Consider the following 14,833-nt stretch of genomic DNA (forward strand, 5'->3'; position numbering starts at 1 on the left):
GCTCAAACGCACTCCGGCCTGCACTTTTGAGCCGCTCATGACCGCCGGAGCCCCCCGTGGAGGGGGCTTACGCGAGCTGCCGCGACGAAGTTCGTGAACTTCTTCACAAGGAATTCGGTCCCGCTGGGCGAAGTTCTGCCTCGAAGGGGCTCCGGGGTCCGCCCACTGGGCCGTGCGAGGGGGGTGCCGGGGTGTTTCGGGAGTGTGGCGAGGGGGTGTCGCGGACCGGTGGTCCACCGGACCCGCCGGCACAAGGGCCAGCTCACAAGCGGTGAACAACGTTCGCCGGTGGGCCGTGGTTCCCCTCCGGCAACATGACCTCGGTCACGCGGGCGGCGAAGTGTAGCAGAGGGCGGCGCATACCTTGTGAAGGGGCTCACGAGCATGCCCCCCGAGGGGGGTGGATACTCGATGGCATGAGCACCACGGAGCGTCCCAGGATCCTCGTTGTAGGCGGTGGGTACGTAGGCCTGTACGCAGCTCGTCGCATTCTGAAGAAGATGCGGTACGGGGAGGCGACCGTCACGGTCGTCGACCCTCGCTCGTACATGACGTACCAGCCCTTCCTCCCCGAAGCTGCTGCCGGCAGCATCTCGCCTCGGCATGTCGTCGTCCCGCTGCGACGCGTCCTGCCCAAGGCCGAGGTTCTCACCGGCCGTGTCACGACCATCGATCAGGACCGCAAGGTCGCCACGGTCGCGCCGCTCGTCGGCGAGGCCTACGAGCTGCCCTTCGACTACCTGGTCATCGCGATGGGCGCGGTCTCCCGCACCTTCCCGATCCCCGGCCTCGCCGAGCAGGGCATCGGCATGAAGGGCATCGAGGAGTCCATCGGTCTGCGCAACCACGTCCTCGAACAGCTGGACAAGGCTGACTCGACGACCGATGAGGACGTCCGCCGCAAGGCGCTGACGTTCGTCTTCGTGGGCGGCGGCTTCGCCGGCGCGGAGACCATCGGTGAGGTCGAGGACATGGCGCGCGACGCCGCCAAGTACTACACCAACGTGAAGCGCGAGGACATGCGCTTCATCCTGGTCGACGCCGCCGACAAGATCCTTCCCGAGGTCGGCCCGAAGCTGGGCGCGTACGGCAAGGAGCACCTGGAGAGCCGCGGCGTGGAGATCTACCTCTCCACCTCCATGGACTCCTGCGTCGACGGTCACGTGGTGCTGAAGAACGGCCTGGAGGTCGACTCCAGCACGATCGTGTGGACGGCCGGCGTCAAGCCGAACCCGGCCCTGGCGCGCTTCGGCCTGCCGCTCGGCCCGCGTGGTCACGTCGACACGTCCGAGAAGCTCCAGGTGCAGGGCACCGACTACGTCTGGGCCGCGGGCGACAACGCCCAGGTGCCGGACCTGGTCGGCCGCCGCGCCGGCAACCCGAACGCCTGGTGCCCGCCGAACGCCCAGCACGCGCTGCGTCAGGCCAAGGTCCTCGGGGACAACGTCATCTCCGGCATGCGGGGCTTCCCGCAGAAGGAGTACAGCCACGCCAACAAGGGTGCGGTCGCCGGCCTCGGGCTGCACAAGGGCGTCGCGATGATCGTCGTGGGCAAGGTGAAGATCAAGCTCAAGGGCCGTCTCGCCTGGTACATGCACCGCGGCTACCACGGCATGGCGATGCCGACCTGGAACCGCAAGATCCGGGTCTTCGCCGACTGGACCCTGGCGATGTTCCTCAAGCGTGAGGTCGTCTCGCTCGGTGCCATGGAGACGCCGCGCGAGGAGTTCTACGAGGCGGCCAAGCCGAACCCCGCTCCGGCGGTCGCCGTCAAGTCCGAGGGTGAGAAGGCCAAGGCCTCCTAGCGTCTGTGCGTCACCTAAGGGGCCGTCCGCCATCCGTGGTGCGGGCGGCCCCTTCGGCGTGCTCCGGCACGGCCCCGAAACGGTGGGTGGTGCAGGTGCTTCGCCGTTCCGTCCGCGAAGGGGCGGGATGGCGCGGGCGCCGGGTGGCGTTGACGCAGGTGTACCTCGCTGCGGCCCCGAGGTGTCGCGGCCCGGTTCAGGCGTGTATGTGCGATTTTTGGCACGTCGGGAAACACCATCACGGAGGTGTGCGCCATGGCAGACGCCGCATCGCGGCTGACCGCTCTCGCCGAAGAGTTGCTGGGAGAACCCCTGCCGGTCCGGATCCGGGCCTGGGACGGCAGTGAGTCCGGGCCCCCGGATGCCCCCGTCCTCGTCCTGCGTCACCGCCGCGCCCTGCGCCGCCTGCTGTGGAAGCCGGGCGAGCTGGGCCTGGCCCGCGCCTGGGTGGCCGGTGAGATCGACATCGACGGCGACCTCTACGAGGCCCTGAACCACGTGGCCGCCCTGCTCTGGGAGCGCGGCGCCGACGCGAAGGACTCCGTGCACCCGGTCCGCGACCCGAGGGTACGCGCCTTCGCCCGCGGCCTCGTCCGGCTGGCCGGCCCCTGGCCCCCGCCGCCCCCGCCCGCCGAGGAGGTCCGCCGCCGCTCCGGCGCGCTGCACACCAGACGCAGCGACAGGGAGGCCGTCAGCCACCACTACGACGTGAGTAACGACTTCTACGCACTGGTCCTCGGCCCGTCCATGGTCTACTCCTGCGCCTACTGGCGGGACGGCGGGACCCTTGAGGACGCCCAGCGCGACAAGCTCGACCTCGTCTGCCGCAAGCTCGCCCTCAAGGAGGGTGACCGCCTGCTCGACGTCGGCTGCGGCTGGGGCTCCCTGGCCGTCCACGCCGCCCGCGAGTACGGCGCCCGCGTCACCGGAGTGACCCTCTCCACCGAACAGGCGGCGTTCGCCCGCAAGCGCATCGCCGAGGAGGGCCTCACCGACCGGATCGAGATCCGGGTCCAGGACTACCGCGACGTCCACGACGGTCCGTACGACGCCATCTCCTCGATCGGCATGGCCGAGCACGTCGGCACGGTCCGCTTCCGCGAGTACGCCGAGGACCTCTACGCGCTCCTCAGGCCCGGCGGCCGGCTCCTCAACCACCAGATCGCCCGCCGCCCCGAGAGGGACGAGTCGGCCTACCGCGTCGACGAGTTCATCGACGCGTACGTCTTCCCCGACGGGGAGCTTTCCCCGGTGGGCCGCACCGTAGCCGGCCTGGAGGAGGCGGGTTTCGAGGCCCGCGACGTCGAAGCGATCCGTGAGCACTACGCACTGACCCTGCGTCAGTGGGTGGCCAATCTGGAGAAGCACTGGACGCAGGCGGTCCGGGCCACCTCGCCCGGACGGGCCAGGGTCTGGCGGCTCTACATGGCCGCGTCCGCGCTCTCCTTCGAGCACAACAGGATCGGCGTCAACCAGATCCTCGCCGTGCGTCCGCGGGAAGGCGGCCCCGCGGGCCTGCCGCTGCGGTCACGCGCCTGGACGGCGTCGGGCTGATCCCGGCGGAAGGGGCGGACCCGGCACGCGGAGGGGCCGGTATCCGCGTCACGGTCACGGATACCGGCCCCTCGGTGTGCGGAGGTGCTACTCGGTCTTGATGGCCGTCAGCATGTTCAGCTTCGCGCCGCTGCGGGCCGGCCAGAGGGCGGCCAGCACACCCACGAGCCCCGCGAGCGCCAGGAAGAGTGCCAGCCGGTCCCACGGGATCACCAGGGCGTACTGCGGGATCGAGGAGGCGAGGCTCTGGCCGATCGCCCAGCCCAGGAACATGCCCAGCCCGATGCCGACCACCGCGCCGAAGAGCGAGATGACCACGGCCTCCAGGCGGATCATGCGCTTCACCTTGGCCCGGTCCAGCCCGATCGCGCGCAGCATGCCGATCTCCTGCTGGCGCTCGAAGACCGACATGGCCAGGGTGTTCACGACTCCCAGCACCGCGATGATCAGAGCCATCGCGAGCAGCCCGTACATGAGGTTCATGGCCAGATTGACGGTGCCGCCGAACATGTCGCGGATGCCCTGGCGGTCCATGACGCTCACCGCGGGGTTGTCACCCAGGGCGTCGACCACGGCCTGCTCGTTGGCCGCCGTCTGGCCACCGTCCATGGTCAGCCAGACCTCGCTGATGCCGACGAGGTCCTCGTGCGGGTCGACGACGTCCTTCGGGATCAGGACCGGCTGGAGGAACTCGTTGCCCTCGTAGAGCGCACCGACCTTCAGGGTCTCCTTCTTCTCGTCCAGGAACGTCACCGGCAGACTGTCGCCGGTCTTCCAGCCGTTCTCCTTCGCGGTCTTCTCGGCGATGGCGATCTCGCCGTCGGACAGTGACCCCAGCGAGCCGGAGACCGTCTTCATCGCGAAGACCTTCTCCACATCGCCCGGGGTGACTCCGGAGGCCGAGAGGTCGACGTCGTCGATCCGGAGATAGGCGTACTGCTGGGGCGAGACCGCGGCGACGCCGTCGGCCGCTTCCAGGGCTGTGAGCGCCGACTCGTCGAGTGGCTGACCGCTCGCCATCGTCACCATGTAGTCGGCGGTGATGTGGTCGGTCGTCATCCGGTCGACCGCCTGGCCGAGCGTGACACCGAGCACCGAGATGCCCGTGACCAGGGTGAGGCCGATCGCCAGCGCGGAGGCGGTCGCCCCGGTGCGGCGGGGGTTGCGGACGGCGTTCTGCGCCGCCAGCTTTCCGGAGATGCCGAACAGCTTCGCCAGCGTCGGGCGGACGAGCGCGATCACGGGGCGCGAGAGCAGGGGGATGAGCACGATGACGCCGACCAGTGCCAGGAACGCGCCGGCCGCGATGAGCGTCCTGTTGCCCTTACCGACCACCGCTCCCGCGACGATCGCCACCGAACCGAGCAGGGTGATGACCCCGCCGATCGAATTCCGCACCACCAGGGACCTGGTCGTGGCCACCGCGTGGACGCTGCCCATCGCCGCCACCGGAGGAATCTTCGCTGCCCGGCGGGCGGGCAGCCAGGCGGCCAGCACGGTGACCAGCACACCGACGCCGAACGCGGCGGCGACCGCGGTCGGGGTGATGATCATCGGGCCTGCCGGGGCCTTCCCGCCGAACATGCCGACCGCGGAGCGCAGTCCGACGGCGAGGCCGAGTCCGAGCACGAAGCCGATCACCGAGGCGAGGGCACCGACCACACCCGCTTCGAGCAGCACCGCCCGCTTGACCTGACGACGGGTGGCTCCGACGGCACGCATCAGGGCCAGTTCCCTGGTCCGCTGGGCGACCAGCATCGTGAACGTGTTGGCGATCAGGAAGATGCCCACGAAGAGGGCGATGCCCGCGAAGCTGAGCAGCAGCTGGTTGATGTTCTTCAGGCCGGCTTCGGTCTGCTCGGCCTCCTCGTCCGCGAGTACGGCACCGGTCTGAGCCTGGGCGTCCTTCGGCAGCAGCGGCTTCACCGCGTCCAGCAGCTGATCGTCGGACGTGCCCGCCTCGGCGGTGACGCCGACGTCCTTGAACTCGCCGGGCCGCAGGTAGAGCGCCTGGGCGACCTCGGTGTCGAAGAGGACCAGGCTGCCGCCCGCGTTCACCGCACCGTCCTCGGTGGTGAAGACACCGGAGAGGGTGTACTCCTTCACCGGCCCGTTGGTGGCGACCCGCACCGGGTCGCCCACGCGGTACTCGCCCTTCTTCGCGGTCTCCTTGTCGAGGGCGACCTGGCCGGCTCCGGCCGGTCCGGCGCCGTCGGTGAACGCGTACTGCTCGTCCTTGCCGTTCGTGCCGGGGGCGAAGTTGGCACCGGTGTTGGACCAGCCGTTGCCGATCAGCTTGCCGTCCGGGTCGGCCACGCCTGCGAAGCCGGAGATCCGTCCGGTCGCTTCCGCCACGCCGTCCAGGTCCTGGATCTTCTTCAGGGTGGCGGCGTCGACGGCGGCGGTCTCGTCGTCGCCGCGCTCGGCGTAGGTGGTGACGACGACGGAGATCTTGTCGTAGCTCTTGGCGGACTGGTTGCGGAACGCGTTGCCGAGGGTGTCGGTGAAGACCAGGGTGCCGGAGACGAAGGCGACGCCGAGCATCACGGCGAGCACGGTCATCAGCAGCCTGGCCTTGTGCGCGAGGATATTGCGCACGGCGGTACGGAGCATGTCAATTCCTGGGAGGGAGTGCGGGCGGGGCGGGGACGCGAGGCGGCGGCGGCCCCGGTGTCAGCTGGTGCGGCCCTTCGCCTCGAACGCCTTCATCCGGTCGAGGACCCCGTCCGCGGTGGGGTGCATCATCTGGTCGACGACCGCGCCGTCGGCGAGGAAGATCACACGGTCCGCGTAGGAGGCGGCCATCGGGTCGTGGGTCACCATCACCACGGTCTGGCCGAGCTCGCGCACCGAGTTGCGCAGGAAGCCCAGCACCTCGGCGCCGGAGCGGGAGTCCAGGTTCCCGGTCGGTTCGTCACCGAAGATGATCTCCGGCTGCGAGGCGAGGGCGCGGGCCACCGCGACGCGCTGCTGCTGGCCTCCGGAGAGCTCCGTGGGGCGGTGCTTCAGCCGGTCCGAGAGGCCCACCATGTCGATGACCTTCTGCAGCCACGCGGCGTCGGGCTTGCGGCCGGCGATGTCCATCGGCAGGGTGATGTTCTCCAGCGCCGTCAGGGTGGGCAGCAGGTTGAAGGCCTGGAAGATGAAGCCGATCTTGTCCCGGCGCAGCTGGGTGAGCTGCTTGTCCTTCAGGGTCCCCAGCTCCGTGTCTCCGATGCGCACGGAACCGCTGCTGAAGCTGTCGAGGCCGGCCACGCAGTGCATCAGCGTGGACTTCCCGGAGCCCGACGGCCCCATGATCGCGGTGAACTCTCCCCGCGGGAAGTCCACGGTCACCCGGTCCAGGGCGACGACCTGGGTCTCACCCTGGCCGTAGACCTTCGACAGCTCCGTGGCGCGGGCGGCGACCGCGGTGGGGCGGTGAACGGTGGTGGTGGTCACAGGGGGACTCCTGGTTCGGAAGGGCGGTGCGGACGGTTCGGGCTCCGTTCGGGAACCTCTCCATCGTCTCGGCCGTTTTCCTCGCAGGCGTCAGCCCCCGTGCCCGTTCCGGGGGCCCTCTTGAGTCGCACCGGCCGGGCGCCGCGTACTCCTCGGGTATGACACCGACCCCGAGAGCGTCCTTCCTCAGCGGGGCGGTGGACCGGACGGGCGCTGCCGCCGACGCGGTACGACGCGATGATCACACAGGGTGACGCGGCGGGGGCAGGTTACCGGGTCACGGTGACCGCGCGGACGCTGCTGCGCGACCTCGCGCTCTTCCCCGGCCGGCTGGACCCGGCGGCGGAGGTCGACGACATGCTCGTCACCCTCCTGCCCGGCGAGCGTGCCGTGTCTCATGTCACGGGAGCGGTCCTGGAGGACCCGGGGCGCTGGGAACCCGGCCCGTTCTGCGGTGCGTCGACGACACCGTCGGGCGCTGAGGTGGCGGATCCCTGGCGAATGCTGGCGTGGGCATGACGAAAGGGTCGTGCGGGTGCGGCGAGTTTCCGTCATTCCCGTTTGCCGGGTTCGTGCCCCTGTGCGCGTCCGGGCATGTGCCGATGCGGTGCGCGGTGTCTGACGGACCCTCAAACGGTCAATAAAATAAGACAACATCGAGCGGGTGTTCCGCTGATCGGGGGAAGCCCGCGGATAGGGTCTTGTGCCAACGCGGAGCCGCGCGCCCACGCCCGGGTGGTGGAATGCAGACACGGCGAGCTTAAACCTCGCTGCCTCCTCGGGGGCGTGCCGGTTCGAGTCCGGCTCCGGGCACCACCGCAGCGTGGGCGGGCCCGGGCGGCCGCACGGTACTTCAGTAGTCAACTTCTCTCAAAGATCCTCCTCTGGCACTAGCGTGATTGTTTTGCCTACCCATTACTCTTGTGACAAGGCCACGCTGGGTGGCCATGGAGGAGTGAAATGAGGAGCAGCAACCCGGTCTTCTCGCGACGGGGGTTCAGCCGCGACAACGGCTACGCGGGCTTCAACGCGGCGCCGCAGGCCGGGGCCCCCGCAGCGGGTGCCAACCCGTACGCACAGGGCACCGCCGCCAACCCGTACGCCACGAACCCCTACGCCCAGCAGGACACTCAGTACGGCGCCCCGCAGGCGCCGGTGCGCTCCGACGCGATGACGATCGACGACGTCGTCACGCGCACGGCGATGACGCTGGGCACCGTGGTGCTCACCGCCGCGCTCTCCTGGGCCCTGCTGCCGGTCGACGAGGCCAATCTCGGCAAGTCCTACGGCATCGCGATCGTCGCCGCCCTGGTGGCGTTCGCCCTGGCGATGGTCCAGTCCTTCAAGCGCAAGGCGTCCCCGGCGCTGATCCTCGCGTACGCGGCCTTCGAGGGCGTCTTCCTCGGAGTCATCTCCAGCGCGGTCAGCACCTACATCAGCCCCGGCACGGTGATGCAGGCGGTGATGGGCACCATGTGTGTCTTCGCCGGTGTCCTCATCGCGTACAAGATGCGCTGGATCCGCGTCACACGCCGTTTCTACGGCTTCGTGATGGCCGCGGCCATGGGCTTCGTACTCCTGATGATGGTCAACCTGCTGTTCTCCGTGTTCGGCGGCGGTGACGGCCTGGGCTTCCGCAGCGGCGGCCTCGGCATCCTCTTCGGTGTCATCGGCATCATCCTCGGCGCGTGCTTCCTGGCCCTGGACTTCAAGCAGGTCGAGGACGGCATCAACTACGGCGCACCGCGCGAGGAGTCCTGGCTGGCGGCCTTCGGCCTCACCCTGACCCTGGTGTGGATCTACCTGGAGATGCTGCGCCTGCTCTCCATCCTCAACGGGGACGACTGACCCGTAGGGAACGATCGACGGAGCGGCCTGCAGGCACATGCCTGCAGGCCGCTCCGTTTCCGCTCGGGCGGCCGTAGGTGAGCTCGTGTTCGCTCCGCAGCCGGCCCGGCCTTCTCCTCGAAGCGGACGAGGGAGGGGGCCTCGTCGACGGTGCGAAGCCGGTCGACGATGTCACGACCGGTGCACTCCGGGATCGAGAGCGGGTTGCGGTGGGTTCCTCGGAGAGGACCTGAGGCATCGGCGCGTCCGACGCGGTGCGCGTTGCTGCGGACCTTCCCGGCACCTGCCCGGGCGGAAGCGCGTTGGCAACCGTCCTGCGGGGGCGCGTAGGGTCGCGGCGTGCTCGATACGACCTCCCTCATCACGGCTGTGGACCGATTCGCCGACCGTCTCCGCAGTGCTCCGCAGAGCCGGCTGCAGCGCGGCGCCGCCGCGGAGGCCCTGGCCACGGCCAGGGAACTGGCGGCGCGGGCCCAGCGCGCCGAGGCGCCGGACCGGGAGCCGCGCGTGATGCCGGACGCCGGGATATTCGCCGTGGGCGACCAGCTCGCCGTCGCGGGCCGCGACCTGGCGGTGGCACTGGAAACGGCCTCGTCCCGGGAGCTGGACGAGGCCGTGCGCTGTGTCGAGGAGGCGGCGGCGCGGGCTTTCGCCCCGTGAGCCGCCGAGGGTGGGTCCTCAGAAGGAGGCGATGACGCGGTCGGCGAGGATGTAGACGTTCTCCGCGCCGCACGAGAAGGTCAGCGCGTAGGCGCCGGAGACCCCGGAACCACCCAGCAGGACCGGCTGCTCACCGGCCCGCAGCGATGCGGCGAGCCGTTCGGCGGTCTCGCGGTGGCCCGGCGTCATGCAGAGCGTGGTGCCGTCGGCGAAGACGTACACGTCGAGCGTGCCGAGCGGGCCGGGGCGGACGTCGGTGAGCTCCGTACCGGTGTCGGCGAGCCGCTCCAGACGGTTCACGGTACGCTCATGGTCGGTGACGACCGGTGTCTGCACGGGAACGAAGTCCGGGTGCGAGGGGTGGCGGCGACGGGCCGCGGCCAGCTCCGGGGAGTCGTCGGTGAACTCCGCGAATTCGGCGACCTCGGGCAGTTCGGTCAGCTCCGCCAGCTCGTCCATCGCCTCGGTGGCTTCGAGGTCCATGGCCTCGAGGCCGGCGAAGTCGGCCTGCCGGGGCATGAAGAACGGGACGTCCTCGCCGAGACCGGCGAGACCGCCCAGCAGGGACGGGGCGTCGGCGGCGTCACGCGCCTCCTGGGCGGCCCAGAAGGCGCGGGCCTCGGCGAGCTCGCGCTCGCGCTCCTCGGCCAGCGCCTCGGCGACCGCCGCCCGTATCTCCTCGGCGGGGGTGGCGGTACTCCGGTTCTGCTGCTCGGGCACGGAGGCGCTCAGGCTCCGCCCCTCCGCCAGCTCCGTTCGCAGGGCCGTGACCTGCTCGCGCAGCCCGTGAGCGGCGTGCAGAGCGGCGGCGCCGACGGCCGTGGCAGCGGCGGTGGTCAGCAACAGGGCAAATGACATGGCGCTCACTGACATACTCCCGGTTTCAATCGACACCCCCGACTTCCTACATCAGCTTGTCCTGTACCGGTGCGTGCTGTCAGTGCATTACGTCACGAATTGGACAGGTCTTTGGGCCTGACGTTTAGTCCTGCATCGGGTGTGACCTGGGGAAACGACTCTCCCCCGGGACGCAGGTCACATCCTGGGGGAGATTCGGTCACGTTCGGGGCTCGGCCGGGTTCGAACCGGCCCTCGCGAGGGAGGGTGAACCGGCCCGTGGCCGCTCCGGGAACCCTGGGGCCCTGGGGCGGGAGGTCTAGCTCAGGCGCTCGATGACCATGGCCATGCCCTGGCCGCCGCCCACGCACATGGTCTCCAGGCCGAACTGCTTGTCGTGGAACTGCAGGCTGTTGATCAGCGTGCCGGTGATCCGGGCGCCGGTCATGCCGAAGGGGTGGCCGACGGCGATGGCGCCACCGTTGACGTTGACCTTGTCCAGCGGCAGGCCGAGGTCCCGGTAGGACGGGATGACCTGGGCCGCGAACGCCTCGTTGATCTCGGCCAGGTCGATGTCGTCGACGGTCAGCCCGGCGCGCTTGAGCGCCTGCTTGCTGGCCTCGACCGGGCCGTACCCCATGATCTCGGGGGAGAGGCCGGAGACGCCGGTCGAGACGATCCGGGCCAACGGGGTCAGGCCCAGCTCCCGCGCCTTGGTGTCGGACATGATCACGAGCGCGGCGGCGCCGTCGTTGAGCGGGCAGCAGTTGGCCGCGGTGACGAGTCCGTCGGGGCGGAACACCGGCTTCAGGCCCTGCACACCCTCCAGGGTGACGCCCGCACGCGGGCCGTCGTCCTTGGAGACCACGGTGCCGTCCGGGGTCGTCACGGGCGTGATCTCACGCTCCCAGAAGCCGTTCTTGAGGGCTTCCTCGGCGAGGTTCTGCGACCGCACGCCGAATTCGTCCATGTCCTGGCGGGTGACGCCCTTGAGCCGGGCCAGATTCTCGGCGGTCTGCCCCATCGAGATGTACGCGTCCGGGACCAGGCCCTCCTCGCGCGGGTCGGTCCAGCCCGCCCCCGACTCCTCGGCGCGGGCCGCGGTGCGGGCCTCGGCCTCGGCGAACAGCGGGTTGTGCGTGTCCGGCAGGCTGTCGGAGTTGCCCTTCGCGAAGCGGGACACCATCTCGACACCGGCGGAGATGAAGACGTCCCCCTCGCCCGCCTTGATGGCGTGCAGGGCCATACGGCTGGTCTGCAGCGAGGACGAGCAGTAGCGCGTGACCGTACAGCCGGGGAGGTGGTCCATCCCCATCTGCACGGCGATGACGCGGCCCAGGTTGTTGCCCTGCTCCCCGCCGGGAAGGCCGCAGCCGAGCATCAGGTCGTCGATGTCCCTCGGGTCCAGCTCGGGAACCTTGGCCAGGGCGGTCTGGATGATGGTCGCGGTCAGGTCGTCCGCGCGCAGGTCCTTGAGGGACCCCTTGAAGGCCCGGCCGATCGGCGAACGGGCAGCAGAGACGATCACGGCTTCGGGCATCACGCGGCTCCATGAGGGCTGGAAGGCAGGAAGGCTGGGCTGCCTTGGAAGTTACCCGGACGTATAGCTGAGGTCACCCAACAAGCGATGTGATGCGGACCTCTTTTCTAAGCAACCGCTCAGTCGCTCCGATTGTTCCCGGTCGGCCGACCGGCCGGCCCGGGCCGGCCACGGCGTGCAGGGCCCGCCTCGCACCGGCCGGCCGCCCCGTCCACCGCTCAGGCGGGCCGCCACGTCGCCCCGCTGCCCGAGCCGGGTGCCGGCGGGGGCACGTCCTCGTGCGGCGTCGGCTCCGTGTGCGCCGGCAGCCTCCGCCGCCGCCGGTGCTTGAGCAGGGCCCAGGGCGCGCGCGCCCCCGTCACCTCCGTACCCGCCTCCCGCGCGGCCCGGGAGGCGGCCTTCGCGACCGGCAGCATGTCCTCGCGCCGCGACCCGTCCAGATGGTCGGACTCCGGCCACAGCCCCAGCGCCGCACACAGTGTCGGCAGCATCGCCATCGACGCGGTCGCGTAGCCCTCCGCCGACGGGTGGTAGTTGTCGGGACCGAACAGCTCCCGCGGATTCGCCTCGAACTCCGGCCCCAGCAGATCCCCCAGCGACACCGTCCGGCCGCCCTGCTCCACCGCTCCGATCGTCTGCGCCGCCGCCAGCTGACGGCTCACCCGCCGGGCCAGCCACCGCAGCGGCTGGTAGACCGGCTCGATCGTGCCCAGGTCCGGGCACGTCCCCACGATCACCTCCGCACCCGCCGTGCGCAGCCTCCGTACGGCGGTGCTCAGACAGCGCACCGACTGCGTCGCGGGCATCCGGTGCGTCACGTCGTTCGCCCCGATCATGATCACGCAGACGTCCGGTGGCCCCGACGGATCCGCCAGCACCTGCGACACCTGCCGTTCCAGGTCGTCCGAACGCGCCCCCGGCAACGCCACGTTCCGCAGATCCACCGGCCGCTCGGCCACCGCCGCCAGCCCGGACGCCAGCAGGGCCCCCGGCGTCTGTCCGGCCCTGCGCACCCCCTGGCCGGCCGCCGTCGAGTCGCCCAGCATCACGAACCGCAACGGATCCGCGGGGCCGGCGAACGCCACCCCGTACCGCCCGTCCGCACTCGGCGGGACCGGCGCCGTCCCCCCGCCCACCAGCCGTTTCGCCAGCTGCACCTCGGCCAGTACCAGGCCTACCGTCGCCGCACCGATCAGCCCGACGCTCCCGCCGCCGTAGGCCGCGCCCGCCGCGATCCGCCGTGCCACCCTCGCTCTCGACACAGTCCGGTCCACCTCCTCCTTGCCGTACAGCCGTACACAGCACTACCTGCCCCGCGGGGGGCGTTGCCCAATCGCTTCGTCCAATCCCGTGCTCGTACGCATACTCTTGCCTGACCATCTCGGAGACCCCGGAGTACACGGTGCAATTCCACGATTCGATGATCAGTCTTGTCGGCAACACCCCGCTGGTGAGGCTGCGCAATGTTTCGGCAGGCATTCAGGCGACGGTCCTGGCCAAGGTCGAGTACTTCAACCCCGGCGGGTCGGTCAAGGACCGCATCGCGCTGCGCATGATCGAGGCGGCGGAGCAGAGCGGAGAGCTCCTGCCCGGCGGCACGATCGTCGAGCCGACCAGTGGCAACACAGGCGTCGGCCTGGCCATCGTCGCCCAGCAGAAGGGCTACAAATGCATCTTCGTCTGCCCGGACAAGGTGTCCACGGACAAGATCAACGTGCTGCGCGCGTACGGTGCGGAGGTCGTGGTCTGCCCGACGGCCGTCGACCCCGAGCACCCGGACTCGTACTACAACGTCTCCGACCGGCTGGTCCGTGAGACGCCGGGCGCCTGGAAGCCCGACCAGTACTCCAACCCGAACAACCCGCGCTCGCACTACGAGACCACGGGCCCCGAGCTCTGGGACCAGACGGACGGGCGCATCACCCACTTCGTCGCGGGCGTCGGCACCGGCGGCACGATCACCGGCACGGGCCGCTATCTCAAGGAGATCAGCGGGAACCGGGTCCAGGTGATCGGCGCGGACCCCGAGGGCTCGGTGTACTCCGGCGGTTCCGGCCGCCCGTACCTCGTCGAGGGGGTCGGCGAGGACTTCTGGCCGAGCGCCTACGACCGTACGGTCACGGACGAGATCGTGGCGGTCTCGGACAAGGACTCCTTCCAGATGACCCGCCGCCTCGCCAAGGAGGAGGGCCTGCTCGTCGGCGGCTCCTGCGGCATGGCGGTCGTCGCGGCACTGAAGGTGGCCGCGCGCCTCGGGCCCGAGGACGTGGTCGTCGTCCTGCTGCCGGACAGCGGCCGCGGCTACATGAGCAAGATCTTCAACGACGAGTGGATGGCGGACTACGGCTTCCTGGAGGACACCGGCACGTCCGCGCAGGTCGGCGCGGTCCTCGACTTCAAGGAGGGCCCGATCCCGTCGCTCGTCCACATGCACCCGGAGGAGACGGTCGGCGAGGCCATCGACGTGCTCCGGGAGTACGGCGTCTCCCAGATGCCGATCGTGAAGCCGGGCGCCGGCCACCCGGACGTGATGGCCGCCGAGGTCGTCGGCTCCGTCGTCGAGCGTCAGCTCCTGGACGCGCTGTTCACCCAGCGGGCCTCCCTCTCCGACCCGTTGGACAAGCACATGTCGGCCCCGTTGCCGCAGGTCGGCTCCGGTGAACCGGTCGAGGACCTGATGGCCGTGCTCAGTGGCGCGGACGGCGCCGATGCGGCGATCGTTCTCGTCGAGGGCAAGCCCAAGGGCGTCGTGAGCAGGCAGGACCTGCTGGCCTTCCTCGCCAAGGACGCGGCCCACAGGCCCTAGCCAGGGACCGGTGTCCGGGCTTCGCGAAAACGGTACGAGCGCGACACGTACGCGCAGCACCGGCTTAACACGGCTCGGGCAGAGTAAGGGGTGTCGGCAGGGAAACCCGCCGGCACCACATACGGCGACACGGACTACGGAGCGGCTCCCGGACCTCCACCGTCGCCTGGACGCGACACCCGGCCCTGACCCGGGGACCGCGTCCCTCGCGGGGACCGCCGTCGTCCCGCCCCCCGGGCGACCGGGGGTGCGGCGGTCCCCGCGACATATTCATGCGCGGGAAGCGGCGGTCCTTCGGCTCCCCCGACCGCCTCAGGCCCTTCCCGGACCCTTTCCAGCGCC

Annotated in this window: 10 protein-coding genes, 1 tRNA gene and 2 pseudogenes; 7 read left to right on the forward strand and 6 right to left on the reverse strand. The window is 70.3% G+C overall.

The genetic code is table 11. From position 1 onward, the window contains the following. Positions 1 to 416: 416 nt before the first annotated feature. Entirely contained in the window at positions 417 to 1,805 is a 1,389-nt protein-coding gene (locus AB0F38_RS16200; protein ID WP_361892747.1) for an NAD(P)/FAD-dependent oxidoreductase, read from the forward strand. Positions 1,806 to 2,060: 255 nt separating this feature from the next. Continuing rightward, positions 2,061 to 3,359: a cyclopropane-fatty-acyl-phospholipid synthase family protein gene (locus AB0F38_RS16205; protein WP_361892749.1), complete on the forward strand. Its 1,299-nt coding sequence runs from the start codon at positions 2,061 to 2,063 to the stop codon at positions 3,357 to 3,359. 87 nt (positions 3,360 to 3,446) lie between these two features. On the opposite strand, the gene AB0F38_RS16210 is transcribed toward AB0F38_RS16205, so the two are convergent. Then, complete coding sequence (locus tag AB0F38_RS16210) at positions 3,447 to 5,972, reverse strand: ABC transporter permease (protein ID WP_361892751.1); 2,526 nt, start codon at positions 5,970 to 5,972, stop codon at positions 3,447 to 3,449. A 60-nt stretch (positions 5,973 to 6,032) separates the two neighbouring features. Continuing rightward, a complete protein-coding gene (locus AB0F38_RS16215) occupies positions 6,033 to 6,800 on the reverse strand; it encodes an ABC transporter ATP-binding protein (RefSeq protein WP_361892754.1) in 768 nt (255 codons plus the stop codon). Positions 6,801 to 7,010: 210 nt separating this feature from the next. On the opposite strand from AB0F38_RS16215, the pseudogene AB0F38_RS16220 reads away from it, so the two are divergent. From AB0F38_RS16220 to AB0F38_RS16230, 3 genes and pseudogenes are all read left to right on the forward strand, one after another. After that, positions 7,011 to 7,282: pseudogene (locus AB0F38_RS16220) on the forward strand (glycoside hydrolase family 2 protein); the annotation flags it as partial. Positions 7,283 to 7,529: 247 nt separating this feature from the next. Then, a tRNA-Leu gene (locus tag AB0F38_RS16225) sits at positions 7,530 to 7,616 on the forward strand. Between the two features lie 144 nt (positions 7,617 to 7,760). After that, positions 7,761 to 8,648, forward strand: coding sequence for a Bax inhibitor-1/YccA family protein (locus tag AB0F38_RS16230; protein ID WP_361892757.1), 888 nt, complete (start codon positions 7,761 to 7,763; stop codon positions 8,646 to 8,648). Here AB0F38_RS16230 and AB0F38_RS16235 read toward each other — a convergent pair. Continuing rightward, positions 8,632 to 8,886: pseudogene (locus AB0F38_RS16235) on the reverse strand (DUF4287 domain-containing protein). The gene AB0F38_RS16230 and the pseudogene AB0F38_RS16235 sit on opposite strands and share 17 nt — an antisense overlap. A gap of 101 nt (positions 8,887 to 8,987) precedes the next feature. Between AB0F38_RS16235 and AB0F38_RS16240 the strand changes: the two are divergent. Continuing rightward, complete coding sequence (locus tag AB0F38_RS16240) at positions 8,988 to 9,308, forward strand: hypothetical protein (protein ID WP_361892760.1); 321 nt, start codon at positions 8,988 to 8,990, stop codon at positions 9,306 to 9,308. 18 nt (positions 9,309 to 9,326) lie between these two features. Here the strand turns inward: AB0F38_RS16240 and AB0F38_RS16245 are convergent, their stop codons facing one another. The 3 genes from AB0F38_RS16245 to AB0F38_RS16255 all read right to left on the reverse strand — a co-directional run bounded on the left by AB0F38_RS16245 (position 9,327) and on the right by AB0F38_RS16255 (position 12,932). Then, positions 9,327 to 10,166, reverse strand: coding sequence for a hypothetical protein (locus tag AB0F38_RS16245; RefSeq protein WP_361892763.1), 840 nt, complete (start codon positions 10,164 to 10,166; stop codon positions 9,327 to 9,329). Positions 10,167 to 10,464: 298 nt separating this feature from the next. After that, positions 10,465 to 11,685, reverse strand: coding sequence for an acetyl-CoA C-acetyltransferase (locus AB0F38_RS16250; protein ID WP_361892766.1), 1,221 nt, complete (start codon positions 11,683 to 11,685; stop codon positions 10,465 to 10,467). 218 nt (positions 11,686 to 11,903) lie between these two features. Further along, positions 11,904 to 12,932, reverse strand: coding sequence for an SGNH/GDSL hydrolase family protein (locus AB0F38_RS16255; protein WP_361892943.1), 1,029 nt, complete (start codon positions 12,930 to 12,932; stop codon positions 11,904 to 11,906). Between the two features lie 155 nt (positions 12,933 to 13,087). Here AB0F38_RS16255 and AB0F38_RS16260 point away from each other — a divergent pair, with 155 nt between their 5' ends. Continuing rightward, entirely contained in the window at positions 13,088 to 14,491 is a 1,404-nt protein-coding gene (locus tag AB0F38_RS16260) for a cystathionine beta-synthase (RefSeq protein WP_361892769.1), read from the forward strand. Positions 14,492 to 14,833: the final 342 nt, after the last annotated feature.

Source organism: Streptomyces sp. NPDC025273, assembly GCF_040638585.1.
Taxonomy (GTDB): domain Bacteria; phylum Actinomycetota; class Actinomycetes; order Streptomycetales; family Streptomycetaceae; genus Streptomyces; species Streptomyces cinereorectus.

What these genes read in the sequence shown, in the direction of transcription:
- AB0F38_RS16200 (WP_361892747.1), top strand. Translation starts at nt 417, where the DNA reads ATGAGCACCACGGAGCGTCCCAGGATCCTCGTTGTAGGCGGTGGGTAC.
- AB0F38_RS16205 (WP_361892749.1), top strand. Translation starts at nt 2,061, where the DNA reads ATGGCAGACGCCGCATCGCGGCTGACCGCTCTCGCCGAAGAGTTGCTG.
- AB0F38_RS16210 (WP_361892751.1), bottom strand. Translation starts at nt 5,972, where the DNA reads ATGCTCCGTACCGCCGTGCGCAATATCCTCGCGCACAAGGCCAGGCTG.
- AB0F38_RS16230 (WP_361892757.1), top strand. Translation starts at nt 7,761, where the DNA reads ATGAGGAGCAGCAACCCGGTCTTCTCGCGACGGGGGTTCAGCCGCGAC.
- AB0F38_RS16245 (WP_361892763.1), bottom strand. Translation starts at nt 10,166, where the DNA reads ATGTCATTTGCCCTGTTGCTGACCACCGCCGCTGCCACGGCCGTCGGC.
- AB0F38_RS16250 (WP_361892766.1), bottom strand. Translation starts at nt 11,685, where the DNA reads ATGCCCGAAGCCGTGATCGTCTCTGCTGCCCGTTCGCCGATCGGCCGG.